This is a genomic window from Pseudofrankia saprophytica (genome assembly GCF_000235425.2).
GTDB lineage: Bacteria > Actinomycetota > Actinomycetes > Frankiales > Frankiaceae > Pseudofrankia > Pseudofrankia saprophytica.
This window is the reverse complement of sequence record NZ_KI912266.1, coordinates 7,156,171-7,182,150: the sequence shown is the minus strand read 5'-3', so window position 1 is coordinate 7,182,150 and position 25,980 is coordinate 7,156,171. Positions and strand designations below refer to the sequence as shown.

Sequence of the window (25,980 nt, the reverse complement as noted above, 5' to 3'; positions counted from 1 at the left end):
CCGGCGGGCCGCCGCGAAACTCGCGGCGCGCCCGCCGGGCTGGCCGCGCCGCCCCAACAGGTCCGAGCCCGAACAGGTCCGGTACAAGCCCGATCCAGATCGGGGCAGTGCCGGCCGGCCTAGATCTTGATGGTCGAGTTCTTCGAGGGGAAGGGCGCGACATCACGCAGGGAGAGGACTCCCGGCGCGGCGGCGCACACCTGGGGGATGGCGTTGACGACGCTCATCGCCGAGGCGACGGCGATCGGGTCACCGACGAAGCCGGCAGGGGCGGACACGGTCATGTCCAGGCGGATGCAGGGCTCGCCCGTCACCTCGGCCCGGTAGCCGTCGCCCTTGAACTCGAACTCCGGGAAGTCCTGCTCGCGGAGTCTCTCCACATGCCCGACGATGACCCGAGCCTCCCCGCCAACCATGCCCTTGACCCGGTACTGGAGACCGGAGATGGTGCCGGCGGGGATGTGGCCCGACGCGACATCGAAGGCCTCGTCGGCGTAGATGACGCTGCTCTCCTCAACGATGTCCTCGATTTCCACGCCGATGGCGTCCGCCAACATGTGTAGCGTCGTCGCGTGATAACCCGTGGTAACGCCTGGTTGCAGGATGGGCGTGTGCGCGGTGTCGTGCTGGCCGAAACCGAAGAACCTCGTGATGCCCTCGCCCTCCCAGTAGGCGTTGTTCATGAACTGGAGCATCTCGACGCTCTTGACCTCGCGGGCCAGGCCGAGCGCGGACAGGGCGAGCGCCGCGGTTCCGTAGCCGGGATCCATGCCGACGGTGAGGAAGGACGACCCGCCGTCGAGGCAGGCCTGCTCGAGGTCCTTGAAGAGCTTGTCGTCCTGCGCGCGGGGATAGACCAGCGTGGGCCACCACAGGTTCACCACGTTCTTGCCGGACCGGAGAATCCGCAGCAGGTCCCCGAACGTCTCCATCGGGTTGTCGATCCAGTTGCGCCCAACCGTGAAGCAGACACAGTCCGCGGGCGTGGCGAGCACCGCGTCCTTGTCGCTGGTCACCTGCACGCCGAGTGGGTCTAACCCGTAGAGCTCGCCGAGGTCCCGGCCGTCCTTGTCCGCGGAGCGGGCCCAGGCCCCCACCACCTCCAGGTCGGGATGGCCCAGCACGCCGATCACCGCCTCCTTGGTGACCACACCGGTTGCCCAGTGGATGACTCGATACGCCACGATCGCCTCCGCAGGTCAGCTCGGTTTTTTGAACCGAGTACAACATAACTACCTCGCGGACATCGTGCACCCAATCCGGCCAGGGCCGCGCAGACCGCGCAGACCGGGGACGGTCGGCTGGACATGCTGTGCGCCAGCCGATCCGCGACCGTCGCGTCCCGCCCAGGTCCGAACATGGCGAAGCCGCCGGTCCCGGTGGGAGCGGCGGCTTCGGCGGAGTCTGGCTGGGTCAGCTCGGCGCGAGTTCGGCCGCGAGTTCGATGAGGTCGGCGGCGCGGACCTTGCCCACCTCGGTGCGGGGGAGCTCGTCGAGCTGGACGAAGCGGGCCGGCACCTTGTACGGGAGGAGCTTCTCCCGCGCCGCCGCGGCGAGGGCCGCCGGGTCGAAGTCGGCGCCCAAGTGGGTGACGACGAAGGCCCAGGGGACCTCGCCGAGCCGGTCGTCCGGTATGCCGACGACGGCGCAGTCGGCGACCGTGGGGGAGAGGCGGAGGACCTCCTCGACCTCGCCGGGGAAGACCTTCAGCCCGCCGCGGTTGATCATGTCGGAGACGCGGCCCTCGATCCAGAGGAAGCCGTCCTCGTCGATCCGGGCGATGTCGCCGGTGCGGAACCAGCCGTCCGGGGTGAGCCGGTCGCCGAGCGCCTTGCCGTCGGCGTATCCAGCGGACACCGCCGGCGTGCGGACGTAGAGCTCGCCCTGCCCGCCCGGCTCGACCTCGCCCCCGTCCGGGCCGACGATGCGCGGCGTCACCCCCGCGTGCGGCCGGCCGATCGAGCCGAGCTTGGACTCGCCGAACGCCCGCGCGTCCGCCGCGTTCCAGCCGACGATCTCGCCACCGATCTCCGTCTGGCCATAGCAGTTGAGCACCGTGACGCCGAACTTGTCCTTGAACAGCCGGGCGCGCAGCGGCGAGAGCGGCGCGGTGATGCCGCGGACGTAACGCAGCGGCGCGAGCGAGATGACCGACGGGTCGTCCGTCAGCATGTTCATCGCCGCCGGCGGCAGCACCGTCGAGCGGATCTGGTGCTTCGCGACGGCCCTGGTGAACGCCTTCGTCGTGAACGTCGGCATGATGACCGCCGGCGCGCCGACGCGGAACGCGAACAGCACGTTGTAGATGCCGGCCGACAGCGCCATCGACGTCGGGATGAGGTTCGGCATCGGTGCCTTGCGCTGGGCCAGCCTGTCCTTCGCCGCGTCGCCGACGAGCTTGGCCAGCACCGGCTCCAGGAGCGCCAGGTAGCCCGAGTGTCGCAGCAGCACCGGCTTGGGCCGGCCGGTCGTGCCGGATGTGAACTGCACCAGCGCGATGTCGGCGTCGTGTGCGGGCACGTCCGCGGGCGTGCGCCGGCCCGGCACCGCCTCGGCCCAGGCCAGCTCGCCGCCGTTCGTACCCGCGTGGACGACGATCGGCAGGGCGCCGCCGGTGACCCGGTCCGCCCAGTCGGGCATCGTGACGATCGCCGCCGGGCGGACCGCCTCGACCAGGTAGGCGATCTCCGCGTCCGACGTGCGCGGGTTGAGCGGCACGTACACGGCCTCGGCGGTCCACACGCCGAACATCGCGGCGACGACCTCGGCCCCGCCAGGCAGCATCACCGCGACCGGATGGCCCGGGCGCACCCCGGCCGTCCGCAGCACCGTGGCCAGTGCCTCGGCGCCGCGGCGCAGCGCCGCCCGGGTCGTCTCCTCGTCCTCGACGAAGACCGCGGGCGTCGCCTCGTCGCCCTCGCGCGATTCCAGCAGGTCGACGAGCCTCATGCCGACCCCTCCGACCCCTCCGACCCCTCCGACCCCTCCGACCTCGACGACCCCTCCGACCTCGACGATCCCTCCGACCTCGACGACCGCTCCGGGCTCGACGGGCTCGCCGGCTGGGCCGGGGCCGCGGGCCGCTCGTCGGCCCGCTTCGCGGCCGCGAGGGCGGTGGCCGGCTTCGGCTCCTGCTCCAGGTCGGCCCACTTGGCGGGACGCTTCTCGACGAACGCCGCCGGGCCCTCGACCTGGTCGGCGTGGCCCCAGACGGAGACGAGGTGCGTGGCGCCGGCCTTGCACGCGGCCGTCAGCCCGTCCTCCAGCGCCCCCCACAGCGCCCGCTTGGTCGCGCGCATCGCCACCGGCGAGTTGCGGGCGACCAGCTCGGCGATCTCGGCGGCCCGTTCGCGCAGCCGTACCGGCGGGTCGACGACCTCGCTCACCATGCCCAGCTCGTAGGCGCGGGCCGCCGGCATCCGCTCGTGCGCGCCGACCAGCGCCATCCTCATCACCGGCTCGAACGGCATCTTGCGCAGCAGCGCCATCAGCTCGAACGAGACCACCTGGCCGACGGAGACGTGCGGGTCGAAGAACTTCGCGTCCGCGGCGGCGATGACGATGTCCGCGTCGGCGACGAAGTGGAACCCGCCGCCGCCGCACAGCCCGTTGACCGCCGCGATGACCGGCTTCTCGACCTTCTGGTGCCAGGCCGTGAAATGCAGGTCGAAGACCTCGGCCTCCGCCCGGTAGCGCTCCATGCCGAGGCCGTCGGTGGCGATCTCGGCCACGTCGACGCCGGTCTGGAACGCCCGGCCCTCGCCGGTGTGCACGATGACCCGGATCTCCGGGTCGCCGTCGAGCTCCAGCCAGGCCTTGGCCAGCTCGTCGCGCATCCGGTTGTTCATCGCGTTCAACTGCTTCGGCCGGTTGAAGATGAGCCAGCCGACGTGGCCGCGGCGCGCGACGACGAGCGTCTCGTAGCCGGGGTACACGTGGTCGAAGTCGGCCGCGGTCGCGGGCGTCCCCGGCGCCCCCGACGCCGCCCTGGTCGCCGACGAGTCCGTCACGCTCATCCTCCTAGGCCGTTTCTTCGGGATCTGGAATGGGAACGGGCCGCAGCCCCGCTGTAGACACAGAGAGTGTTCGGACATGTACGGCTGTGCGGGCCGCTGAGGCGCCAGCCGGCCGCGGGAGGGGTGAGGGGTGGGCCGCCGGCGAACTCCGCTCCGGCCCAACCCTGCCGCCGAGGCCGAAGCGTGTCGGATGGGCGAGCCCATGGGCTTGCCCATCCGACACAAACCTCAGGCCGTCCGTTGGACTGTGTCGGATGGGGAAGCCCATAGACGGGCTCATCTGACACGCTCCGCTGTTGGCTGCCGCGAGGCGAGCACCTTCTCGTGCTCCGCCTCCCGGTCGAGCGGTGCCCACCGCGCCGGGCGCTTCTCGACGAACGCCGCCGGGCCCTCGACCTGGTCGGGATGGCCCCACAGGCCGACAAGGTCGGCGGCCGCGGCCTGGCAGGCGGCCGTCAGGCCGTCCTCGAGCGCGCGGTAGAGGGCGCGCTTGGTCGCGGCCATCGCCGCCGGCGAGTTGCGGGCGATCTTCGCGGCCAGGTCCGCGGCCCGCTCGCGCAGCTCGGCCGGATCCTCGACCACCTCGCTGACCATGCCGAGCTGGTAGGCCCGGGCGGCGCCGAGCTTCTCGTGCCGGCCGGCGAGCACCAGCCGCATGATCGTCTCGGCAGCGAGCTTACGGGTCAGCGCGATGCCCTCGAACGCGGTCACCTGCCCGACCGACACGTGCGAGTCGATGAACGCGACGTCGGACGCGGCGATGACGACGTCCGCGTCCGCGACGAAGTGCAGGCCGCCGCCGACGACCCGGCCCTGGATCGCGGCGATCACCGGCTTGACGACCCCGCAGTGCCAGCCGGTGATCCGCAGCTCGGACCGCTTGGTCCGCCGGGACTGCTCGCGCAGCGCGCCCGGGTCGCGGCTGAGCTGGACGACGTCCAGGCCGGTGCAGAAGTCGCGGCCGGCGCCGACGTTGACGATGACGCGCACCGCCGGGTCGGCGTCGAGCTCGGCCCAGGCACGCGGCAGCTCGTCGAACATGACGCCGTCCATGGCGTTGCCGGCCTTCGGCCGGTTCAGTTCGAGCCAGCCGACGGGCCCGTCCCGACTGACCCGAAGGGTCTGGTACTCCTCGGACATCTGCTCCGACTCCGACTAGGTAGAGACCTTGCGAGGGCGACCCCGCGAGGGCGCGGTCAGCTGCGGGGGACGTCCTTCCAGGCCTTGCCGCGGTGCGGGTCGGGCTCGCGGGGCAGGCCCAGCACGCGCTCGGCGAGGATGTTCTTGTTGACCTCGGACGTCCCGCCCTCGATCGTGTTGGCCCGGCTGCGCAGCATGCCCTTCACCTCGTGGGGGAGGGACTCGGCGTAGACCTCGGCCGGCTCGAGCGGGGCGCCGTCCGCCCCGGCGTGTTCGGTACCGGGGATGAAGTCCGACTCCCACGCGGCGCCGTACGCGCCGAGCAGGTCGGCGGCCAGCGCCTGGGTGCGCTGGTTGAGGTCACCCTGGTGGACCTTGCCGATCGAGCTCTCCGGCCCCGGCGCGAGCCCGGCGGCGAGCCGGGCGCGGATGCGCTCGTTGTTCCAGGCCCGGATCCGCTCCTCGCTGTAGAGGTGCGCGATCTCCTGGCGGACGGTCGGCTCGTCCCAGCCGCCTGGCCGGCCCGCGGCGCTGACCTCCTTGGCGAGCTTCACCAGGTGCAGCGCGCCCGAGCCGCCGATCCGGTCGACGCCACCTGAGCCGGAGCCGGAGACCATCTGCCGCTCGCCGGACAGGGTGGAGTTGCCGACCCGCCAGCCGTCGCCGACCGCGCCGAGCCGCTGGCTGTCCGGGACGACCGCGTCGTCGAGGAAGACCTCGCAGAAGTCGACCTCGCCGGTGACATGCCGCAGCGAGCGCACCTCGACGCCCGGCTGGTGCATGTCGATGAGGAAGTAGGTGATGCCGCCCCGCTTCGGCACGTCCGGGTCGGTACGGGCGAGCAGCACGCCGTAGTCGGCGAGGAAGCCCCACGTCGTCCAGACCTTCTGGCCGGTGACGATCCAGTTGTCACCCTCGCGGACGGCGCGGGTGGCCAGCGACGCGAGGTCGGAGCCGGCGCCGGGCTCGGAGAACAGCTGGCACCACACCTCCTCGTTGCGCACGATCGGCGGCAGGAAGCGGCGCTTCTGCTCCTCGGTGCCGTGCGCGAACAGCGCGGTGGCGGCGTTGGCCAGGCCCAGCGGGTTGAGCCGGCCCAGGTTGTACGGGCGCAGCTCCTCGTCGGCGGCCCTGGCGGCGCCCGACGACAGGCCGAGGCCGCCGTACTCGGGCGCCCAGCGGGCCGCGACCAGGCCGGAGACGCCGAACACCGGGTACCAGCGCTCGTAGTCCGCCCGGCTGCGCACCTTCCGGATCGCCGCCCGCCCGCCGGCCGCGGCGGCCTCGCGCCAGGTCACCGGCACGTTCGCCTCGACCCATTCCCGCACCTTGGCGCGGGCCTCCTCCGGCGTCGCGTCCGCGGCGAGCAGCAGCCGCCCGTTCGGCCCGACCGGCCCCTTCGCGTCCGCCGCGCCCTTGGGCAGCACCGCGTCCGGGGTGCCGGCCGCGTCCGGCGTCGTCACCGACATCCCGTCACCGCCCCTTGAAGTTGGCAGAGCGCTTCGCCGCGAAGGCCGCCAGGCCCTCGCGGAAGTCCTCGCTGCGCGACGACAGCTCCATCCCGAAGGCCTCGTTGCGCAGGTGGTCGTCCAGATTGGCCGAGGCGCCGACGTGCATCAGCCACTTGGTCAGGCCGAGCCCCACCGTCGGTCCGGCCGCGAGCCGGGCGACGACGTCGCCCGCGGTCGCGTCGAGCTCCTCGGCCGCGGCGACGGCGTGGATCAGGCCCCAGTCGACGGCGGTGGCCGCGTCGACCCGCTCGCCAAGCAGCAGCATCCGCCGTGCGCGCACCTCGCCGACCCGGCGCGGTAGCAACCAGGTCAGGCCGCTGTCCGGGGTGAAGGCGCGCTCGGAGAACGGCGCCCAGAACCGGGTGTCCGCGGCGGCGACAGTCACGTCGGCGGCGACGGCCAGCGCCAGGCCGATCCCGGTCGTCCAGCCCTGCACCGCGCACACCACCGGGGTCTGCACCGTGCAGATCAGCGGGATCAGCCGGTGCGCCTGGAACGGCAGCCGGCGTTGGATCGAGCCCGCCCGGGGCCTGGGGCCGCCGGCGCTGTTGCGGGCGACGATGTCCGCACCGCCGCAGAAGTTCTCGCCGTTGCCGCGCAGCAGGATGACCCGGACGGCCTCGTCGGTGCCGGCCTGGGCGATCGTGTCGATGAGTCCGTACATCATCGCGTCGTTGATCGCGTTGCGCTTCGTCGGCCGGTCCAGCGTCAGCCGCAGCACCGGCCCGTCGAGGACGACGTCCAGCCCTGGCGCGCTCGCGTACCCGGGGCTGTCGGCGGCGTCCTCGCTCACGACGGCGCTCACAGGTCCTTGAACCGTTCGGCGATCGCGTCGAGGGTGTTCTGGAGGTTGCCGGTGCCGCCGGGCGGGTCGGGTAGGCGGATGGCGCCGTGCTCGCGGCTGGGCAGCAGGATCGTTGCCGTTCCGGGCGTGGTGAGCTCGTCGCGCTGGTTGGTCGCCGTCAACTCGAGGTCGACGGCGGGCCGGCCGCCCTCGGCCAGGTACTTCCTCACGACCGTGCCGCGCAGCCACTGCGTGTCGCCGACGTAGTTGAACTTGCGGAACTCGCAGGAGAGCTTCCACAGCCAGGCGTCGTCGCCCATCCAGTCGGTGCACAGGTGGATGAGCCAGGTCTCGCGCATCCGGCCGTAGTCGTAGGTCGTCGGGTTGCCGGCGCGGCGGGCGAGCTCCGGGTCCCAGTGCACCCGCTGCTGCACGTCCGGGATGTTCAGGTCGTCGCGGTAGTAGAAGCCCGGGATACGCCGGCGGTTCGCCAGCGCGAGGCGCAGCGGGGCGACACCGTAGAGGCCCATGCCCATGCCGACGTGCCAGCAGACCATGTCGGTGACCCGCAGCGGCCCCTTCACCATCGGCCCGATCGTGTCGCCGATCTGGACGTCCTCCCAGTGGCGCGGGTCGCCGCCGCGGCGGGCGGTGGCCTCGGCGTCGTAGGCCGCCTCGATCTCGGCGATCTGCTCGTCGGTGTACCGCTGAGGCTCGATCTTCGCGTACTTGCCGCGCTCGCGGGCCTTGCGGCGCTCGGTGCGGACCATGTTGCGGTACTGCCCGGACAGCGGCGTGCCGGTCTCGTCCATGAAGACCTGGCCGCCCCACTCGTGGACCGCGCGGCCGGCGAACTCGCTCACCTTGTCGTGCACCCCGACGAGGGCGTTGCGGCGGAACACCCGCAGCCCCGGCCGCAGCGGCGCCCACCACTCCCGGGACGCCCCCGAGTAGAAGGCGTGCACCCCGCGCAGCGGGTCGCCCTTCATCACGTCCCGGAGGTGGCCCGGAATGCTGGTGACCTCGTCCTCGCCGATGAGGGTGTCGCCGCCGACGAGCGGGGGTGGGGCGATCGGCCCGCCCCAGCTCGACGCGGTCGCGTAGTCCTCGTCGCACCACAGCGGGTTGTCGTCGCCGTAGCAGCGGGCCACGTTGCGGAACGCGTCGACGTTCGGGCGCCGGTACTGCGGCGGGGCGGTGTGCGGCTCGGCGATGCCGATCCGGGCCCGCAGCCGTGCGATCCCCTCGTCGGTGATCGTCCCGCCGGGCCGGGGCTCCCGGGCCTTGGTCTTGCCATCCGCTGTGGCGGGGTTCGCGTCCTCGGCTTTGGTCGCGGTGGCGTCGCTGGCATTCGTGACCACGGATGGGCCGCCTTTCGGGGTCTTACGGCCGACTACCTGACGGTGGATGCGGTAACCCCGCTCGTAATGGTCAGGACCGAGCAACCGAGCTGGCGCGGAGGTCGCCGGAGCGAACCAATGTCACAGCCCCAGGAGCCTGGCCGCGTTGCCACAGGCGATCTTGTCGATGTCCGCCTGGGGCAGGTGGCCGAACTGCTGGGCGGCGGCCTTCTTCGACTGCGGCCAGGTGCCGTCCTGGTGCGGGTAGTCGGTCTCGAAGACGACGTTGTCGATGCCGATCCGGTCGAGCAGGTCGACGCCCACCGGGTCCTTGAAGAAGCAGCTGTAGACCTGGCGACGGTAGTAGGTCGACGGCGGCTCGGGGCAGTGCAGCTGGCCGTGCGCCCAGCCGCGGTGGGTCAGCCACACGTCGTCGGCCCGGTCGAGCACGTACGGGATCCAGCCGATCTGGGCCTCGGCGTACATCAGCTTGAGGTCGGGGAAGCGGTGCGGCACGCCGGAGAAGAGGAAGTCGACGAGGCTGCCGGCGCTGTTGCTGAACAGGACCGTCGCCTGCACGGCCTCGGGGGCGTCAGGCGCGGTCTGCATGACCTTGGTGCCCGACCCGATGTGCATCGCGACGACGGTGCCGGTCTCCGCGCAGGCGGCGAAGAACGGGTCCCAGTACCCCGAGTGCAGGCTCGGCAGGTCCAGGTAGGACGGAAGTTCAGTGAACGCGACGGCCCGCACGCCGCGGGCGGCGTTGCGGCGCACCTCGGCGGCGGCCAGGTTCACGTCCCACAGCGGCACGATGCACAGCGGGAGCAGCCGCCCGCCCGACGTGCCGCACCACTGTTCGACCATCCAGTCGTTGTACGCCTCGACGCAGAGCTTCGACAGCTCCTTGTCCTTGCCCCACAGGAAGATCTGTCCGCAGAACCGCGGGTAGTTCGGGAAGGCCAGCTGGGCGGCCACCCCGTTGATGTCCATGTCGGCGATCCGGTCGGCCACCTTCCAGCAGCCGGGGCGCATGTCGTCGAACGTGATGCCGTCCATCGTCACCTCGTCGGCGGGGACACCGGCCGCGGCGATGTAGCGCTTGAGGCTCGTCATCCGGCCCTCGTAGCTCCACCAGGCCACGTCCGGACCGTCGGTGCCGGGAGCCTCGATGTAGCTGGAGCCGACGAGCTTCACCTCGCCGGCCGGGGCCATCACGATGCGCGGACCCTGCTCGCGGTACTTCGCAGGCAGCCGGGAAATCCACACGTCCGGCGCTTCGACGACGTGCGCGTCCATGTCGATGAGGTCCGGGATCTTCGCCAGGACCGACGCGTCGACGTCGGGCCCGCCCACCACCTGCGGGAGCTGCTCTGTCGTCAGGTCTGTCATGGCCGTATGCACCACCGATCCGGCTGAGTACTGCTCGTCACTGCTCGTCCGACCGCGCTCGTCCGACCGGCGCGCCGCTGTGTGCGCCCAGGCGGCGTCCGCGGTCACCGAGCTCGCCGCCGTCCCGCCGATGCCGGCGGATCGCGGTTGTCGCTGGTGTCGCGGCGGTCCGCTGCGCTAGCATAATGTATACGATCTGCCCGGCCAACCGTTCGCGACGCCGCCGACAAAACCGGCGTCGCGGGTGGGGGCGGCGCCGGAGGGGGAATAGCCCCCGCCCACTCCGGCGTGGGCGCTTGTGCGGGCGAAGGGCACGCGGCGGTGGTGAAGCCGCGCGCCCGGAGCCCGTTCCAGGGCCGGGGCGAGGCCGGGTCTGCCGGCGAGACGAGGTGGAGCATGCGGCTGCGGGACTCCGAGTCCGACGCGAGGTTCCGCAAGGAGGTGCGCGCCTGGCTCGCCGAGAACCTGCCGGTCCTCGGCCCGCCACCCGCCTACGGTGACTGGACGGCGAAGAAGGCCTACGACCAGCGCTGGCAGCGGATGCTCTTCGACGCCGGCTACGCCGGCATCGACTGGCCGGCCGCCTACGGCGGCCGCGGCGTGACCGCGTCCGAACAGCTGATCTTCCTCGCCGAGTCGGCGGCGGCCGGCGCCCCCGACCTCGGGGTGCACTTCGTCGGCCAGCTGCACGCCGGCCCGACGCTGATCGCCGAGGCGACCGACGAGCAGCGGGCGTTCCACCTGCCGCGGATCCTGCGCGGCGAGTCGATCTGGTGCCAGGGGTTCTCCGAGCCAGGCGCCGGCAGCGATCTGGCGAGCCTGCGCACCAGGGCCGTGCGCGACGGCGACCACTACGTCGTCACCGGCAGCAAGATCTGGACGTCCTACGGCTTCGCCGCCGACTACTGCGAGCTGTTGGTCCGCACCGACCCGGACGCCGGCAAGCACCGCGGCATCAGCTGGCTGATCATGCCGATGGACCTTCCCGGCATCGACGTCCGCCCGCTGCGCACCATCCAGGGCGAGAGCGAGTTCGCCGAGATGTTCCTCGACGAGGTTCGCATCCCGGTGGAGAACCTCGTCGGGCGGGAGAACGACGGCTGGCGGGTCGCGATGGTGACCTTCAGCTTCGAGCGCGGGACGTCGCTGGTGCGCGAGCTGCTCACCGCGATGACGATGGTCGAGGAACTGGCGACGCTCGCGAAGACGCTCGGCCACGGCCCGGGACGCACGGCCTGGGACGACGACGCGATCCGCCGGGAGATCGGCCAGGTCGCCGCCGAGCTCGACGCCATGTGGGCGCTGACCCGGCGCAACGTCACCCGCGCGGCCGGCGGCGGCGGCGTTCCGCCCGCGGGCGGGTCGGCCTTCAAACTGACCTACTCCGAGGCGATCCACCACTTCGGCGAGGTCGCGATGAAGGTGCTGGAGCGCTACGCGATCAGCCTCGACGCGCTGCCGCTGGGCGACGGCACGGACCTGCCCGTCGGGCGCCACATCATCGAGCACCTGCACGCCTTCGCGATCAGCATCGGCGCCGGCACCTCGCAGATCCAGAAGAACATCATCGCCGAGCGCGTCCTCGGCCTGCCCAGGGAGCGGTGAGCGGTGCACTTCGATCTCGACGAGGACGGCCTTGCCCTGCAGGCGACCGTCCGCGACCTGTGCGGCGAGCGGCTCCCGCTGGATGCGACCCGGAACTGGACGGACGCGGCGAGCTTCGACCGCGCCGCGTGGCGGGCGCTCGCCGAGCTCGGCGCGTTCACGATGACCCAGCCGGAGGAGCGCGGCGGGCTGGAGCTCGGGGTGGCCGATGCTGGCCTGGTCTTCCAGGTGCTCGGGGCCGAGCTGGTCCCCGGGCCGCTGGTCGCGGCCGCCCTCGTCGCGGACCTCGACGAGCGGGTCGGCGCGGGCGAGGCGTTCGCCACCGTCGTCACCCGCCCGCCGGCGGGCTCGGGGCCGGCCCGCGCCGGCGGCCCATGGGTGATCCCGCATCTGGACCTCGCCTCCGACGTCTACGTCGTCGACGACGAGGGCGTCTGGCGGACACCCGCGGACACCGTCGAGGGCAGGCCGGTGCCGAACCCGCTCGACCCGGCGACGCCGATGTGGCTCGCCGACGCGGTGCCGGCCGGCGAGCAGGTCGGCGGGCCGGAGCTGGCGCGCGGCTGGCTGCTGCGCGGCTCGATCCTCGCCTCGGCGCTGCTTGCCGGCAACGCGACGCGGACCGTCGAGCTCGCGACCGCGTACGCCAAGCAGCGCGAGCAGTTCGGCCGGGTCATCGGTGGCTTCCAGGCCGTGAAGCACCTGCTCGCGGAGGCGTTCACCCGGGCCGAGGTCGCGCGCGTCGCCGTCGACGCGGCCGCGGTCGCGCTCGACGACGCCGGCATGGGCGCCGGGTCCGACGAAGGGTTCGAGGACGGCTACGCGGATCCGACGTTCAACCCGGTCCGCGCGATCGCCGGCGCCCGGGTGCTGGCGGCCGACGCCGCGTCGCGCAACGCCAAGACGGCGATCCAGGTGCACGGTGGCATGGGCTTCACGTGGGAGACCACGATCCACCTCTTCCTGAAGCGGGCGTGGGTCCTGCGCAACGCGTTCACCACTCCCGAGGAGGCGGCCGACACGGTCGCGCACTCGCTTACCCGGCCGAAGTGGATGGCAGCGTGATCACCCTTCCGTCCATGGAGGCTGTCAGAGACATGGAAAGGAAGGCCGCATGACCAGCTCGGCCGTCGTCGAGGGTGTCGAGGGTTCGGACGTCCCGCCTCCGGAGATCACGCTCGACGTCAGCGACGGGATCGCGACCATCACGCTGAACCGGCCGGACGCCGGCAACGCGCTCACCGCGGACCAGCGCGAGAAGATCATCGCCTGGCTCGACCAGTTCAACGAGGATCCGACGGTCCGCTGCGTCGTGCTGACCGCGACCGGACGGTTCTTCTGCACCGGGGCGGACCTGCGCAACCAGTCCGCGCCGCCGGCCCGGCCGGACGACGTCCCGGAGAAGCTGGTCGGTGACGTGCGGCGCGCGATGCTGCGCGGCGCGATCCGCCTCATCCACGCCATCCTGGACTGCGAGAAGCCGGTCGTCGCCGCCGTCAACGGCACCGCCGCCGGCATCGGCGCGCACATCGCCTTCGCCTGCGACATCGTCGTCGCCACCGAGAAGGCGAAGTTCATCGAGGTCTTCGCCCGCCGCGGCCTCGCCGTCGACGGGCTGGGTACCTGGCTGCTGCCGCGGCTGGTCGGCCTCACCCGCGCGCGCGAGCTGGTGCTGCTCGCCGAGGACGTTCCCGCGCCGCGCGCCGCCGAGATCGGGCTGATCACCCGGTCGGTGTCGGCGGACCAGTTCGACGCCACCGTCGCCGACATCGCCGGGCGGCTCGCCGCGGGGCCGACGAGGGCGCACAGCGCGAACAAATGGCTGCTGAACCGGTCGCTCGACGTCGAACGGCACACCCTCGCCCAGGAGGAGGCCTGGATCGTCGACGTCATGTCGAACACCGTCGACGCGAACGAGGGCGTCGCCAGCTTCGTCGAACGCCGACCCACCCACTTCCGCGGCTTCTGAGATCCGCCGCCGGCCGTCAGCCCGTACGTCGAGGAGGTCTGTGTCATGCCCGAGCCGCGGCACCCCGAGTTACGGCACCCCGAGCTACGGCACGTCGACTGGTCGCGGCTGTTCTCGCCGCGCGTCGTCGCCGTCGTCGGTGCGTCCGACACCGAGGGAAGCCCGCAGCGGGCGCAGTGGACGCAGGTTTCCCAGCGGTTGGGCGCGCTCGGCGCCGAGGTCATCCCGGTGCACCCGAAGAAGCCCGACATCCTCGGTGTGAAGGCCTACCCGAGCGTCACGGCGCTGCCCGCCGACCCGGACATCGTCATCGTGCTGGTGCGCGACCCGCTGCCGGTCGTCGAGGAGGCGGTGAGCCGGAACGCCGGCTTCGTCGTCGTCTTCTCCGCTGGTTTCAGCGAGCTCGGCACGGCCGAGGGCGACGCCGCCGAGGCGAGGCTGCGGGAGCTCGCCAGCGGCGCCACCCGGGTGCTCGGCCCGAACACCAACCTCAACATCTTCGAGCCATGGCCGGACGAGCTGCCCAGCCGCAAGAAGCTCGCCATCATCACCCAGTCCGGCTACCAGGGCCGCCCGATCACCCAGGCGCAGGCCCTCGGCGTCGGCATCGAGATCTGGGCGACGATCGGCAACGAGGCCGACCTGGAGTGGGCCGACTTCGCCGGCTACCTCGCCGCGAACCGGCCGAACGTCGGCGCCATCGCGACCTACGTCGAGGGTTTCCAGAACGGCGGGGCGTTCCTGCGCGCCGCCGACGCCTGCGCGAAGGCCGGCATCCCGATCGTCGCCATCAAGATCGGCCGTAGCGAGGAGGGCCGGGTGATGGCCGCCGCGCACACCGGCCACCTCACCGGTCCCGACGCCGTGCACGACGCCGTGTTCGACCAGTACGGCGTCATCCGGGTCGACGACCTCGACGAGGTCATCGAGATCTCGAACATGTTCTGCCAGACCGGGCTCGTCGACGGCCCCGGCGGGATCGCCGTCTACGCGATGTCCGGCGGCACCGCCTCGCACGTCGCCGACCTGTTCGGCGCCGCCGGCGTCAGGATCCCGAAGTTCGAGCAGACGACGGTCGACGCCCTCGAGAAGTACATCCCCTGGTACCTGCGCCGGGACAACCCGGTCGACTCCGGCGGTGTCATCACCGCCCGCCCGGAGAACCGCGAAGTCCTCCAACTGATGCTCGACGACCCGAACACCGACGTGCTGTTCGCGCCGATCACCGGCGTGTTCCCCGGCATGAGCGACGCACTGTCGCGCGACCTCATCGCGCTGCATCAGAGGTTCCTGGCGGGCGAGGGCAAGCCGGTGGTCGCGGCGTGGATCTCGCCGATCCGCGACGACTCCTACCGGTCGCTGTGCGAGGCCGGCGTGCCGGTGTTCCACTCGTTCAACGCGGCGGTGCGCGGGCTTTCGGAGCTTGGCCGGTACTCGCGGTTCGTGCGCGCGTACCGCAGCCCGTTCGACGACGACCAGGCGGCGACCGGCGTTCCGGCGCCGGCCGAACGGCCCGCCGCCGCGGCCGCGGGCCGGGAGTTGCTGGCCGGGGCCGGGGCGACCCTCAACGAGGTCGACTCGAAGAAGCTGCTCGCCGGCTACGGCATCCCGGTCGCGGGGGAGCGGGTCGTCACGTCGGCCGACGACGCCGTCGCGGCGGCCGTCGAGCTCGGCCTGCCGGTCGTCATGAAGATCGTCTCGCCGGACATCGCGCACAAGTCCGACCTCGGGCTGGTCGCCGTCGGCGTCGGCGACGAGGACGCCGTCCGGGCGACCTACGACCGGCTGCTGGCCACCGCCGCGAGCGCGGCGCCCGAGGCGGCGATCGACGGTGTGCTCGTCGCCCAGCTGGTGACCGACGCGGTCGCCGAGGTGATCCTGGGCCTGTCGCACCAGCACCCGTTCGGCCCGACCATCACCTTCGGCCTCGGCGGCGTGTTCACCGAGGTGTTCGCCGACGTGGCCTTCGCCGTCCCGCCGTTCGACGCGGACCGCGCCCGCAAGGTCATCGAGTCGACGAAGGGCGTGAAGATCCTGCGCGGCACCCGCGGCCGTCCCGCCGGCGACGTCGACGCCCTCGTCGACGTCATCCTGCGCCTGCAGTCGGTCGCCCTCGACCTCGGCGACGCCATCTCCGAGCTCGACATCAACCCCATCCTGGTCCGGCCGGCCGGCCAGGGCGTCGTGGCCGTCGACGCCCTCGTCATCCCGGCCAAGCGGCCCTGACTCGGGCCCTGGCGGGGCCCCGACCCGACACCCGGACTCCGACACCCGAACCCCCCGACACCTGCCGGGTGGCGGGCGCGTCGGCCGGCGCTATTCGGCGGCGAGGTCGGTCGTGGTCAGGGGACGGCCGGGCAGTGGCGTCGTGGGGCGGGCGCGTAGGCCGTCGAGGATGATGGCGCGGGCGCGATCGAAGGCGATCTCGGCCGTCGTGTCGGGGCCGCGGCTGAGGCTGTAGGCGGCGAGCGCGAGCAGGTGGGCGACATCGCCGGAGCCGACGTCGGGCCGCAGTGACCCCTCGGTCTGGGCCGCGCGGATCAGGGCGTCGAGCGCCTCGGCATACTCGCGGCGGATCCGGGTGATGGCCGGGTCGGAACGCACGGCCGCCGCCATCGCCGGTGAGAACAGGACGGTCAGCCGCATCGTGAGCCGCAGCTCGCGCGACGGGCTGAGGCTGCGTACCAGTGCGTCCCAGGCACGGCCATCGGATCCGGTCTCGTCGGACCGGGTCTCGTCGGACCGGGTCGCGTCGGAACCACTCTCGTCAGCCGCCGCGCGGGCCCTGGCGAGCGAGGTGGCCAGGCTGTCGCGCACGACGGCGACGACCAGCGCCTCCCGGTCGGGGAAGTGGCGGTAGAGCGTGCCGACACCGACGGCGGCGAGCCGGGCGATCTCCTCCATGGGCACGTCGGGCCCGTCGTCGGCGAATGCCTGGGTGGCCGTGGCGATGATCCGATCGCGGTTGCGGCGCGCGTCGGCTCGCAGGCGGGGTCGAGCTTCCGCCGTCACGGCAGGACACTCTCCTGCCCCACGCGCGCCCTGGTAGCGCGCCGCCTGGCTAAGGCCTCCGGAGCCGACGGGCGACAAGCCACCATCGGAAAATCATACCGTCGGGCGCCGCTCAGCCGTCGGCTTGAACCGTCCTCGCTGTGCTCGGCCGTCGTCGCCCGTCGGCTGGCGGCGGCCGACCTGACCCGGGATCTTCCGTTCTCGTGACGTGACGTGACCGCGGCTTCCTGGTTCATTTATCCAGGGCATTTGTCAATCCGTTGACCAAATGACCATGCTACGCAAGCATTCACTCCCTAACTCCGGCGAGTCGAGGGATACCGCATGCACGCTATAGAGATACCAGCCAACAGCCCGTCCGGCCACCGAGGGCGCCGGCGGGCGCGCGGGCCCGTCCGCGTGTCAGCCGCATTAGCCGCGTTAGCCACCCTCGCGGCGAGCCTGCTGCTCGCGGCCTGCGGCGGCTCCGACGGCGACGGCGAGGGCGGCGCGGCCCCGGCGGCCACCGCCAGCACGGCCGGCGCGGACCAGGTGCTCGGTGCCCTGAACCCCGCGAAGGGCACACCCGTCAGGATCGGGATGATCTCGGACGGCAAAGGCTCCGTCACGGACCTCTCCTTCGAGGGTCCCGTCGCCGACACGACCGTCGCCTATCTCAACGCCCGCAAGGGCGGCATCGGCGGGCACCCGATCGAGCTGGTCAAGTGCGACGCCCTCGCCGACCCGGCCAAGGGCACCGACTGCGCGAACCAGATGGTCGAGAAGAACGTCACCGCGGTCGTCGTCGGGTCGTCCTCCGTCGTGGAGAGCATGTGGGAGCCGCTGCACCAGGCGCACATCCCAGTGCTCTTCGGCGGCGCCAACGCGGCCTCGATCCTGACCGACAAGGACTCGACGTTCGTCCTGGCCGACGCGCTGTTCTCCCTGGTCAGCCTGCCGATCCAGCTGGCCAAGGACAAGAAGGTCGACACGGTGTCCGTCGTCGCCATCGACGTACCGGCCGTGATGAGCATCTACCAGACGGTCGCGCCCGCCGCCTTCAAGGCAGCCGGCATCAAGCTGGACCTCGTACCGGTCCCGCCGGGCACCGCCGACATGACGCCGCAGATGCAGCGCATCGCGACCGCCGGCCCACGGGTCGTGCAGATGATCGGGAGCGACTCGTTCTGCATCGCCGGCCTCAACGGTCTGCACTCCGTCGGCTTCACCGGCCCGGTCGTCGCCATCTCGCAATGCGTTACCGATGCCCTCCGCAAGGCGGTTCCGGGCTCCGTGCTGAAGGGCGTGACCGTCTCGGCGACCGCCCCGGTCGGCACGGACAACCCGTCGACCCGGCTGTTCTCCGCCATCGTCGACACCTACGGCAAGGGCAAGAACATCCAGGTCAACCGCCAGGGCTCGCTGAGCATGTTCACCGTCGTCGCGGCGCTGCAGACGGCGACCGAGGGCATCTCCGGCGACATCACCCCGGCGTCGATCACCGCCGCGATCAAGTCCATGCCGGAGAAGGACCTGCCCGGCGCCGACCCGATGAAGTTCCGCTGCGGTGGCAAGGCGGCGCCGGCGACCCCGGCGGTCTGCGTCCGCGGTGGCCTGGTCACCTCCCTCGACGAGAAGGGCCAGCCCACCGAGTTCCGCGCCGTCGCCTCCACGCCCATCGAGGGCTGAGCGGGGTATCCGGAGTGTCCGGGTTCCGCGGCGTCGCAAGGCGCCGCGGAACCCGTTGGCGCCCCTTGGCGACCGCTGGGCTCGAGGCCCCATAGCCTGGCGGGGTGGCACTGCACAGGCAGGCGATGGGGGAGCAGGCGGACGCGCGGCTGGCGGTGCGGCCGCAGCTGCGGTGGTCGACGCGTCCGCCGGGCGGCGCGGTCGCGGACGGCGTCGCGGGTGGCGCCGCGGGCGGTGGTGAGCTGCCCCGGTACCGGCTCCCGGCCGGGCCGCTGGACGCGGAGACCGCCTACCAGCTGGTCCGTGACGAGCTGATGCTCGACGGCAACGCGAGGCTGAACCTGGCCACGTTCGTCACCACCTGGATGGACCCGCACGCCGACCGGCTGATGGCGGAGTGCGCGGCCAAGAACATGATCGACAAGGATGAGTACCCGCAGACCGCCGAGCTGGAGGCGCGCTGCGTCAACATCCTCGCCGACCTGTGGCACGCGCGCGACGCCCGCGACGCGGTCGGCTGCTCGACGACCGGCTCGTCGGAGGCATGCATGCTCGCCGGCCTCGCCATGACCCGCCGGTGGCGGTCCAGACGGCGTGCCGCCGGTCTGCCCACCGACCGGCCGAACCTGGTGATGGGCGCGAACGTGCAGGTCTGCTGGGAGAAGTTCGCCCGCTACTGGGACGTCGAGCCCCGGCTCGTTCCGCTCGCGCCCGGCCGTACCCACCTGACGGCGGACGAGGCCGCGCGGCACTGTGACGAGAACACGGTCGGCGTGGTCGCGATTCTCGGCTCGACGTTCGACGGGACGTACGAGCCGGTCGCCGAGATCGCCGCCGCGCTCGACCGGCTCGCGGCCGACGGCGGCCCGGACGTGCCGGTGCACGTCGACGCGGCCTCCGGTGGCTTCGTCGCCCCGTTCTGCGACCCGGACCTCGTCTGGGACTTCCGGCTCGACCGGGTCGCGTCGATCAACGCCTCGGGCCACAAGTACGGCCTGGTGTACCCGGGCGTCGGCTGGGTGCTCTGGCGCGACCACGACCACCTGCCCGAGGAGCTCGTCTTCCACGTCGACTACCTCGGCGGCACGATGCCGACGTTCGCGCTCAACTTCTCCCGCCCCGGCGCGCAGGTCGTCGCCCAGTACTACTCTCTGCTGCGCTTCGGCCACGAGGGCTACCGCCAGGTGATGCAGGGCTGCCGCGACGTCGCGGCCCGGCTTTCCGACACGATCGCCGCGATGGATCCCTTCGAGCTCGTCTCCGATGGCGCCACCGGCATTCCCGCGTTCGCGTTCACGATCCGCGACGCCCGCGCGGCCGAGTTCAGCGTGTTCGACATCTCGGAGCTGCTGCGGACCCGCGGCTGGCAGGTCCCCGCCTACCGCTTCCCGCCGGCGCTGGACGAGCTCGCCGTGCTGCGGGTCGTCGTCCGCAACGGGTTCGGCCCGGACCTGGCCGACCACCTGGCCACGGACCTGCGCCGCGTCGTCGACCGCCTCGCGGCCTCGGGCCACCCGACCCCGGCCGGTGCCGAGCCAGCCAGCACCGGCTTCCACCACTAGTCAGGCCTGTGTGCGGTCCTTCAGATGACGCCGCCGGCGCGGAGGGCGGCGAGGTCGTCGGGGGTGCGGCCGAGCTCGGTGAGGATCGACGCCGTGTGCGCGCCCAGGGCCGGGATGTCACCCATCGGGAAGGTCCAGTCCTTGTTGACCGGGGGCGGGAGGACGGCGCGGATGGGGCCGGCGGGGGAGGAGACCTCGCGCCAGCGGTCGCGGGCGGCCAGGTGCGGGTGGTCGATGACGTCGGGGACGGTGTTGAGGCGGGCGTTGCCGATGCCGGCCTTGTCCAGCCGCTCGCGGGCGTCCTCGAGGGTCACGGAGCTCGCCCAGGCGGCGAGGTGGACGTCGAGCTCGGCGCGCCGGCCGACCCGGTCGTCGTTCTCGGTGAACCGGGGGTCGTCGGCGAGGTCGGGCCGGCCGAGGACCTCGCGGGCCAGCCGCTGCCACTCGCCGTTGTTCGTGGTGCCGAGCACGAGCACCTGGCCGTCGGCCGTCTTGTAGTTGCCGTAGGGGGAGACGGCGGGGGAGCTGACGCCGTTGGGCTCCTGGACGAGGCCCGAGCCCATGGTGAAGTTGAGCGCGTAGCCCATCCACTCGACGGCCGCGTCGAACAGGCCGACCTGGATCGCGGCACCCCGGCCGGTCGTGGTGCGCGCGTGCAACGCGGCGAGCACCGACGTCAGCGTGTACATCCCGCCGCCGATGTCGGCGAGCGGGACGCCGGCCTTCGCGGGGTGCCCCTCGTGGCCGGTGATGGCGCAGGAACCGGACTCCGACTGGACCAGCAGGTCGTAGGCGCGCTTGTGGGACAGCGGGCCGCCCTCGCCGTAGCCGGAGATGTCGACGGCGATGATCCGCGGGTACTTCGCGTGCAGCTGTTCGGCGGCGAGCCCTCGGCGCGCGGCGGCGCCCGGGGCGAGGTTCTGCACGACGACGTCCGCGCGGGCGACCAGCTCCTCCAGCGCGGCGGCACCGCGCGGGTCGCGCAGGTTGACGGCGAACGACTCCTTGCCCCGGTTCAGCCAGGCGAAGTGCGCGCCGATCTCGCCGTGCCAGGCCCCGTCGTACGAGCGGGCCATGTCGCCGCCGTTCGGGTTCTCCACCTTGACGACGCGGGCGCCGAGGTCCGCGAGGTGCCGGGTCGCCAGCGGCGCGGCGACGGCCTGCTCCAGGCCGACGACGAGCAGCCCGGCGAGCGGCAGCGCTCCGGGGGCTCCGGGGGCGGCGGGGACGGTCTCGGGCGTCGTCGCGGCGGGGGTCGTCACGTCGTCATCATTCCGTGGTCGTCATCGAGCCGCATCGTTCACGCCGTCCGACCCGGCAAATGCGACCACCGCCACCCGGCCCGCGGGCGAGGTGCCGCTCTGCTGCCGACCTGTGGTCGGTCATCGTGTCCATACGCTCGCCCAGCAGCCACACTCTGATCCGGCGGGATGAACTGTGGTCGATGGTCTGGTCCAGGGAGACGTTCAGCAGCCACAGTTCGCGGTCAGGCGCGGTGCAGGAGGGTCATGACCTCGGTGACGAGAAGCTCGCCGGCCTCGTCGCGGGTGTCGGAGCGGAGCCGGACGAAGGTCATCTGCTTCCCGCGGCTGTTGGTGGTGACGCGGACGTCCTCGACCTCGCCGGTGACGCGCACGGTGCTGCCGGCGAGCACGGGGCGGTGGTAGGTGAACTCCTGCTCGGCGTGCAGGATCAGGCCGCCGTCCTTGCGGAGCGCGGCGATGATCTCGGTGGTGTCGAGGGCGCCGTCGGGGCGGGCGGGCTGCAGGTCGGGGAACGCGCCAAGCAGCCGGGCGGCGAACGTGAACGTGGGCGGCGCGGGGATGGTCTCGAAGCCCGCCGCCACCGCCGCGTCGGCCCGCTGGTAGACGGCCGAGGCGTCGGTGACGGCCTCGGCGAAGGCGGCGACGGCGCCCCGCTCGACGACGACGGTCGCCGGCGGGAGCTGGGTGCCGATGAAGTCGGTCGCGCTCACGGTGCTCTCCTCAGGACACAGGCGGGAGACGTGCGGGGCCCGGGCCCGGCTCGGGCCCCGGCTCGGGCTCGGGCCTCAGGCGAGGCGGAAGACGGGGACCGTCAGGTCGGCCTCGTCGTCGGCCCGGAAGTCGACCTTGACGCGCATGCCGATCGCCAGGTCCGCCTCGGTCACGTCGACGATGTTGGTTTCCAGCCGCGGGCCCTCGTCGAGGTCGACGATCGCCGCGATGTAGGGCACCCGGGCCTTGAACGGCGGCAGGTCGTTCACCCGCACCTCGGACCAGGTGTAGAGCGTGCCGGTGCCAGCGGCCCGTTCCCAGGTGACGTTCTGGCTCCAGCACGAGGGGCAGAACGGGCGGGGGTAGAGGTGCGCCCTGGCGCAGTCACCGCAGCGGCGGATCAGCAGCTCGCCCTTGCGGGCGGCGTCCCACCAGGGCGCGGTCTCCTCCTCGATCGTCGGCAGATCGAACCGTGGACCACTCATGCCCGCCTCCTCATCTCTGGTTCGCTTCCTCGCTCACTCATCGGCCCCCCCAGCCGTCGCTTCGCGAGTGGCCGGGGACCCCTGCTCACGGCCGTCCTCCGGGGTCCCCGCCGGATCGGCGGAGCTTGCGTAGCCGATCTGGGAGGTCCGCCTCGGACGACCACTTCACTCGCTCGCTCGGCCGCGAACGGGCTTGGCGACCGCGGAACCGGCGACGACCGCCGCGCCCTCCGCGTTGACCAGCTGGCAGTCGAGCTCGACGAGGCCGGTGGCCTCGTCCTTGCTCGTCACCGTGATGTCGGTGCTCAGCACGTCGCCCGGCCAGGCCTGCGTCGTGAAGCGCACCTTGTAGCCGCGCAGGTTACCGATGCCGACGAGGTCGGTGAGGGCGGTCGCGAGCATCCCGGCGGAGAACATGCCGTGCCCGAAGACGCTCTTCATGCCGGCGGCGCGCGCCCGCTCGTCGTCGTGGTGCAGAGGGTTGAAGTCGTGTGACGCGCCGGCGTAGCGGACCAGGTCCGTGCGGGTCAGCGTGCGGGTGCGTACCGGCGCCTTCCCGCCCACCTCGAGGTCCTCAAAGCAGGCGGCGCCCTTCTCCGTCTCCGGATCGGTGCCCGCCTCGGCGGCCTCGGCGGTCGCTGTTGCGTCGTCCATGCGCTCTCCCTGCGGTGCTTGTCCAGGGGCGGTGCTTGTCCAGGGGTAGTGCGTGTCCGGAGCGGTGCCGTCCAGGAGCGGAGCTGCCCGGAGCTGGCGCCGGTTGCGGAGGCGCCTGATCTGTGATCGGATAGTATATACAAAATTCGAATCAGGCCGAGTTTCCAAGGATTTCCGTCGGACCGGCGGAACGGGGACGGGTCCGGCGCCCGCCGGGGTAGGCGGGCGGGTCGTGGCCGGTGTGGGAGCGATCCTGTCGGCGTTGGTCGCCGGGTGGTGGGCCGTAGGTGGCCGGTACCGGGTGGATCGGTCGGATGTAGCAGTACCAAACTGGTGAGGGGCGAGGAGGACGTATGACGGGGCAGGTGGCCGTCGTCGGCGCGGCGCTGTCGGACTGCGGGCGGGTCGACAACGCGACCCCGTTCGCGCTGCACTACCAGGCGGCCGCCCGCGCGCTCGCTGACGCGGGCCTCAGCCACGCGGACGTCGACGGCTTCGGCTCCACCGGGCTTGGCGTGCTGGCGCCGGTCGAGCTGGCCGAATATCTCGGCCTGCGCCCGACCTGGGTGGACTCGACGAGTGTCGGCGGCTCCACCTGGGAGGTCATGCTCGAGCACGCCGTCGACGCGATCAAGGCCGGCACCGCGCACACCGTCCTGCTGGTGTACGGCTCGACGGCCCGCGCGGACCTGAAGAAGCGGCTGCGCACCGCGAACCTGTCGCTGTCGACCCGCGGCCCGAGCCAGTTCGAGGCTCCGTGGGGGCACACGCTCATCGCCAAGTACGCGATGACGGCCCGCCGGCACATGCACGAGTTCGGCACAACGATCGAGCAGCTTGCGAACATCGCCGTGGACACCCGGTACAACGCGAGCCTCAACCCGGACGCGATGTACCGGGACCCGATCACGGTCGACGACGTGTTGTCCGCCCCGATGGTCGCCACGCCGTTCACCAAGCTGCACTGCTGCATCCGCAGCGACGGCGGCGGCGCGGTGGTGCTGACCTCCGTCGAGCGGGCCGCCGACCTGCCGCGGCCCGCGGTGCGGGTGCTCGGCACCGGTACGGCCAGCAACGTCACGACGATGTCGGAGTGGACCGACTTCACGGTGTCGCCGGCCGCCGTGTCCGGGAAGCTGGCGTTCGAGCGCGCCGGGCTCACCGCGGCCGACGTCGACGTCTGCGAGTTCTACGACTCCTTCACCTCGACGGTGCTGCTCACCTTCGAGGCACTCGGTTTCTGCGGCCGCGGCGAGGGTGGCGCCTACCTGGAGGGCGCCGCGATGCGGGTCGGCGGGCGGATGCCGACCAATACCGACGGCGGCGGCCTGTCCGCCTGCCATCCCGGGATGCGCGGCATCTTCCTGCTGGTGGAGGCCGTCCGGCAGCTGCGCGGCGAGGCGGCCGGCCGGCAGGTCCCCGGCGCCAGGGTGGCGTGCGTCAACGGGACCGGCGGCTGGTTCTCATCCACCTCGACCGTCCTGCTGGGCGTCGACTGATGCCGCCGGCCCCTTCGTCCGGCGCGCGCTGGCCCGGTGCGCGGGGGTCTAGCGTGCGCGGGCGCCGTTCGTGCTGGTCACCGCCGCTGGTGGCGGCGCCGGGAGCCGAGCCGGACGTGACCCTTGTTACATCCGGGTCAGATTGCATATCGTATCCACTCTCACCTGCCGTATGGCTGCACCGGGAGGCTCCATGTCGTCTGACGGTACTGAGTCGTTGGGCGGTATCGAGTCGTTGGGCGGTACCGAGTCGATGACGGCCGCGACACCGACGCCACGGCCGTCACCGGCCGGAGCGGCCGCGACGGCCGTCGTCGAGCCACTGCTGCGCCTGACCGGCATCAGTAAGCGGTTCGGCGGTGTCCAGGCGCTCACCGACGTCTCGCTGGACGTCGAGCCGGGAATGGTGCGCGGGCTGATCGGCCCGAACGGTGCGGGCAAGACCACGCTGTTCGACGTCATCTCCGGCATCACCGCGCCGACGACCGGCAAGGTCGAGTTCGGTGGCCAGGACATCACGAGGCTGACCTCCACCGGCCGCTCGCGCCTCGGGATGCGCCGCACCTTCCAGCGGGCCCAGGTGTTCAGCTGGCTGTCCGTCGAGGACAACGTGCTCGCGGCGCTGGAGTGGCGCGGCGGTGGTGGCGGCGTGCTCGCCGACCTGGTCGCCTGGCCGAAGCGACGCTCGCTGGAGAAGGCCCGCCGTGAGCAGGTGGACGAGGTGCTCGAGTGGTGCGGCCTGGCCGACAGCCGCCGGGTCGCCGCCGGTTCGCTGCCGCTCGGACTTCAACGCCTCGTCGAGCTGGCCAGGGCGATCATCGATACCCCGAAGCTCCTGCTGCTCGACGAGCCGACTTCCGGGCTCGACCACACCGAGTCCGAGCGCTTCGGTGACCTGGTCCAGTCGCTGCGCGGTCAGGGCACCGCGGTCCTGCTCGTGGAGCACGACGCCGGTTTCGTCATGCGGATGTGTGACCGGATCGCCGTGCTCAACCTCGGTTCGGTGCTGGCGGAGGGGACGCCGGCGCAGATCCAGGCCGACGAGGCGGTCCGCGACGCCTACCTCGGCTAGCGCCGGCGCCGTCGGCCACGGCGGAATGGTGACGCGGACGACGTGACGTCCGATTCCGCCCCCGGTGGTCTCGTCCGGAAGTAAGCAACAGAGGAAGCAACAGTCACCAGCGGCAAGGCAGCGAGTCGGCAAGGTAGCAAGTCGGCAAGGCAGCGAGTCGGCAAGTCGGCAATGGCACGGAACCAGTGACACAGAACCAGCGGCACGTCGGTAGCGGCGCGGCAGTGCAGCTCCACCCCGGTCACGGCGGTTGCCCGCCCGCCGGTACCGGGTTTCCGGACGCCGCGTCCGCGCGGCC

At 72.1% G+C, this 25,980-nt stretch carries 21 protein-coding genes; 8 read left to right on the top strand and 13 right to left on the bottom strand.

The features are described 5' to 3' along the window. Window positions 1-119 precede the first annotated feature (119 nt). From FRCN3DRAFT_RS0230220 to FRCN3DRAFT_RS0230185, 8 genes are all read right to left on the bottom strand, one after another. The gene (locus FRCN3DRAFT_RS0230220; RefSeq protein WP_007509774.1) at window positions 120-1,184 is read right to left on the bottom strand and encodes an NAD(P)H-dependent amine dehydrogenase family protein; all 1,065 of its coding nucleotides are present in this window, start codon (window positions 1,182-1,184) and stop codon (window positions 120-122) included. Between the two features lie 229 nt (window positions 1,185-1,413). Beyond that, entirely contained in the window at window positions 1,414-2,949 is a 1,536-nt protein-coding gene (locus FRCN3DRAFT_RS0230215; RefSeq protein WP_007509772.1) for a class I adenylate-forming enzyme family protein, read from the bottom strand. Continuing rightward, window positions 2,946-4,016, bottom strand: a complete 1,071-nt coding sequence (locus FRCN3DRAFT_RS47050) for an enoyl-CoA hydratase/isomerase family protein (protein WP_483414352.1) — start codon at window positions 4,014-4,016, stop codon at window positions 2,946-2,948. Before FRCN3DRAFT_RS47050 ends, FRCN3DRAFT_RS0230215 begins: the two co-directional genes overlap by 4 nt. A 276-nt stretch (window positions 4,017-4,292) precedes the next feature. After that, window positions 4,293-5,156 carry an enoyl-CoA hydratase/isomerase family protein gene (locus tag FRCN3DRAFT_RS0230205; protein WP_007509768.1) on the bottom strand — a complete coding sequence of 288 codons (864 nt, stop codon included), beginning with the start codon at window positions 5,154-5,156 and terminating at the stop codon, window positions 4,293-4,295. A gap of 56 nt (window positions 5,157-5,212) precedes the next feature. Continuing rightward, a complete protein-coding gene (locus tag FRCN3DRAFT_RS0230200) occupies window positions 5,213-6,625 on the bottom strand; it encodes an acyl-CoA dehydrogenase family protein (RefSeq protein ID WP_007509766.1) in 1,413 nt (470 codons plus the stop codon). Between the two features lie 4 nt (window positions 6,626-6,629). After that, window positions 6,630-7,472, bottom strand: a complete 843-nt coding sequence (locus tag FRCN3DRAFT_RS0230195; protein WP_106410304.1) for an enoyl-CoA hydratase/isomerase family protein — start codon at window positions 7,470-7,472, stop codon at window positions 6,630-6,632. Continuing rightward, complete coding sequence (locus FRCN3DRAFT_RS0230190; RefSeq protein ID WP_007509762.1) at window positions 7,469-8,812, bottom strand: hotdog family protein; 1,344 nt, start codon at window positions 8,810-8,812, stop codon at window positions 7,469-7,471. The genes FRCN3DRAFT_RS0230195 and FRCN3DRAFT_RS0230190 overlap by 4 nt, the downstream gene beginning before the upstream one ends. 120 nt (window positions 8,813-8,932) lie before the next feature. Next, entirely contained in the window at window positions 8,933-10,180 is a 1,248-nt protein-coding gene (locus tag FRCN3DRAFT_RS0230185; RefSeq protein ID WP_051466413.1) for an amidohydrolase family protein, read from the bottom strand. Window positions 10,181-10,576: 396 nt separating this feature from the next. On the opposite strand from FRCN3DRAFT_RS0230185, the gene FRCN3DRAFT_RS0230180 reads away from it, so the two are divergent. From FRCN3DRAFT_RS0230180 to FRCN3DRAFT_RS0230165, 4 genes are read left to right on the top strand one after another with little or no spacing between them, the layout of a single operon-like run. Beyond that, complete coding sequence (locus tag FRCN3DRAFT_RS0230180) at window positions 10,577-11,785, top strand: acyl-CoA dehydrogenase family protein (protein WP_007509759.1); 1,209 nt, start codon at window positions 10,577-10,579, stop codon at window positions 11,783-11,785. Between the two features lie 3 nt (window positions 11,786-11,788). Further along, window positions 11,789-12,850 (top strand): acyl-CoA dehydrogenase family protein, encoded by a 1,062-nt coding sequence (locus FRCN3DRAFT_RS0230175; RefSeq protein WP_007509758.1) that lies wholly within the window; start codon window positions 11,789-11,791, stop codon window positions 12,848-12,850. Between the two features lie 49 nt (window positions 12,851-12,899). Then, entirely contained in the window at window positions 12,900-13,754 is an 855-nt protein-coding gene (locus tag FRCN3DRAFT_RS0230170; RefSeq protein WP_007509756.1) for an enoyl-CoA hydratase/isomerase family protein, read from the top strand. A 45-nt stretch (window positions 13,755-13,799) separates the two neighbouring features. After that, entirely contained in the window at window positions 13,800-15,980 is a 2,181-nt protein-coding gene (locus FRCN3DRAFT_RS0230165) for an acetate--CoA ligase family protein (RefSeq protein ID WP_007509754.1), read from the top strand. A 90-nt stretch (window positions 15,981-16,070) separates the two neighbouring features. Here FRCN3DRAFT_RS0230165 and FRCN3DRAFT_RS0230160 read toward each other — a convergent pair whose 3' ends face one another. Then, a complete protein-coding gene (locus FRCN3DRAFT_RS0230160) occupies window positions 16,071-16,766 on the bottom strand; it encodes a TetR/AcrR family transcriptional regulator (RefSeq protein ID WP_007509752.1) in 696 nt (231 codons plus the stop codon). 324 nt (window positions 16,767-17,090) lie between these two features. On the opposite strand from FRCN3DRAFT_RS0230160, the gene FRCN3DRAFT_RS0230155 reads away from it, so the two are divergent. Then, on the top strand, window positions 17,091-18,434 hold the full coding sequence (locus FRCN3DRAFT_RS0230155; RefSeq protein ID WP_007509751.1) for an ABC transporter substrate-binding protein: 1,344 nt from the start codon (window positions 17,091-17,093) through the stop codon (window positions 18,432-18,434). A gap of 104 nt (window positions 18,435-18,538) precedes the next feature. Further along, window positions 18,539-19,996: a glutamate decarboxylase gene (gene gad / locus FRCN3DRAFT_RS0230150; protein ID WP_027141074.1), complete on the top strand. Its 1,458-nt coding sequence runs from the start codon at window positions 18,539-18,541 to the stop codon at window positions 19,994-19,996. A 20-nt stretch (window positions 19,997-20,016) separates the two neighbouring features. Here the strand turns inward: gad and FRCN3DRAFT_RS0230145 are convergent, their stop codons facing one another. The 4 genes from FRCN3DRAFT_RS0230145 to FRCN3DRAFT_RS0230130 form a co-directional block, all read right to left on the bottom strand. Beyond that, window positions 20,017-21,258, bottom strand: coding sequence for a CaiB/BaiF CoA transferase family protein (locus FRCN3DRAFT_RS0230145; RefSeq protein WP_007509748.1), 1,242 nt, complete (start codon window positions 21,256-21,258; stop codon window positions 20,017-20,019). 224 nt (window positions 21,259-21,482) lie between these two features. After that, complete coding sequence (locus tag FRCN3DRAFT_RS0230140; RefSeq protein ID WP_007509745.1) at window positions 21,483-21,971, bottom strand: FAS1-like dehydratase domain-containing protein; 489 nt, start codon at window positions 21,969-21,971, stop codon at window positions 21,483-21,485. 75 nt (window positions 21,972-22,046) lie between these two features. Then, on the bottom strand, window positions 22,047-22,457 hold the full coding sequence (locus FRCN3DRAFT_RS0230135) for a Zn-ribbon domain-containing OB-fold protein (protein ID WP_007509743.1): 411 nt from the start codon (window positions 22,455-22,457) through the stop codon (window positions 22,047-22,049). A gap of 165 nt (window positions 22,458-22,622) precedes the next feature. Then, window positions 22,623-23,111 (bottom strand): MaoC family dehydratase, encoded by a 489-nt coding sequence (locus tag FRCN3DRAFT_RS0230130; protein ID WP_007509742.1) that lies wholly within the window; start codon window positions 23,109-23,111, stop codon window positions 22,623-22,625. A gap of 353 nt (window positions 23,112-23,464) precedes the next feature. Here FRCN3DRAFT_RS0230130 and FRCN3DRAFT_RS0230125 point away from each other — a divergent pair, with 353 nt between their 5' ends. After that, window positions 23,465-24,610, top strand: coding sequence for a thiolase C-terminal domain-containing protein (locus FRCN3DRAFT_RS0230125; protein ID WP_007509740.1), 1,146 nt, complete (start codon window positions 23,465-23,467; stop codon window positions 24,608-24,610). A 193-nt stretch (window positions 24,611-24,803) separates the two neighbouring features. After that, window positions 24,804-25,682 carry an ABC transporter ATP-binding protein gene (locus FRCN3DRAFT_RS0230120; protein WP_007509738.1) on the top strand — a complete coding sequence of 293 codons (879 nt, stop codon included), beginning with the start codon at window positions 24,804-24,806 and terminating at the stop codon, window positions 25,680-25,682. The last annotated feature ends 298 nt before the right edge of the window (window positions 25,683-25,980 follow it).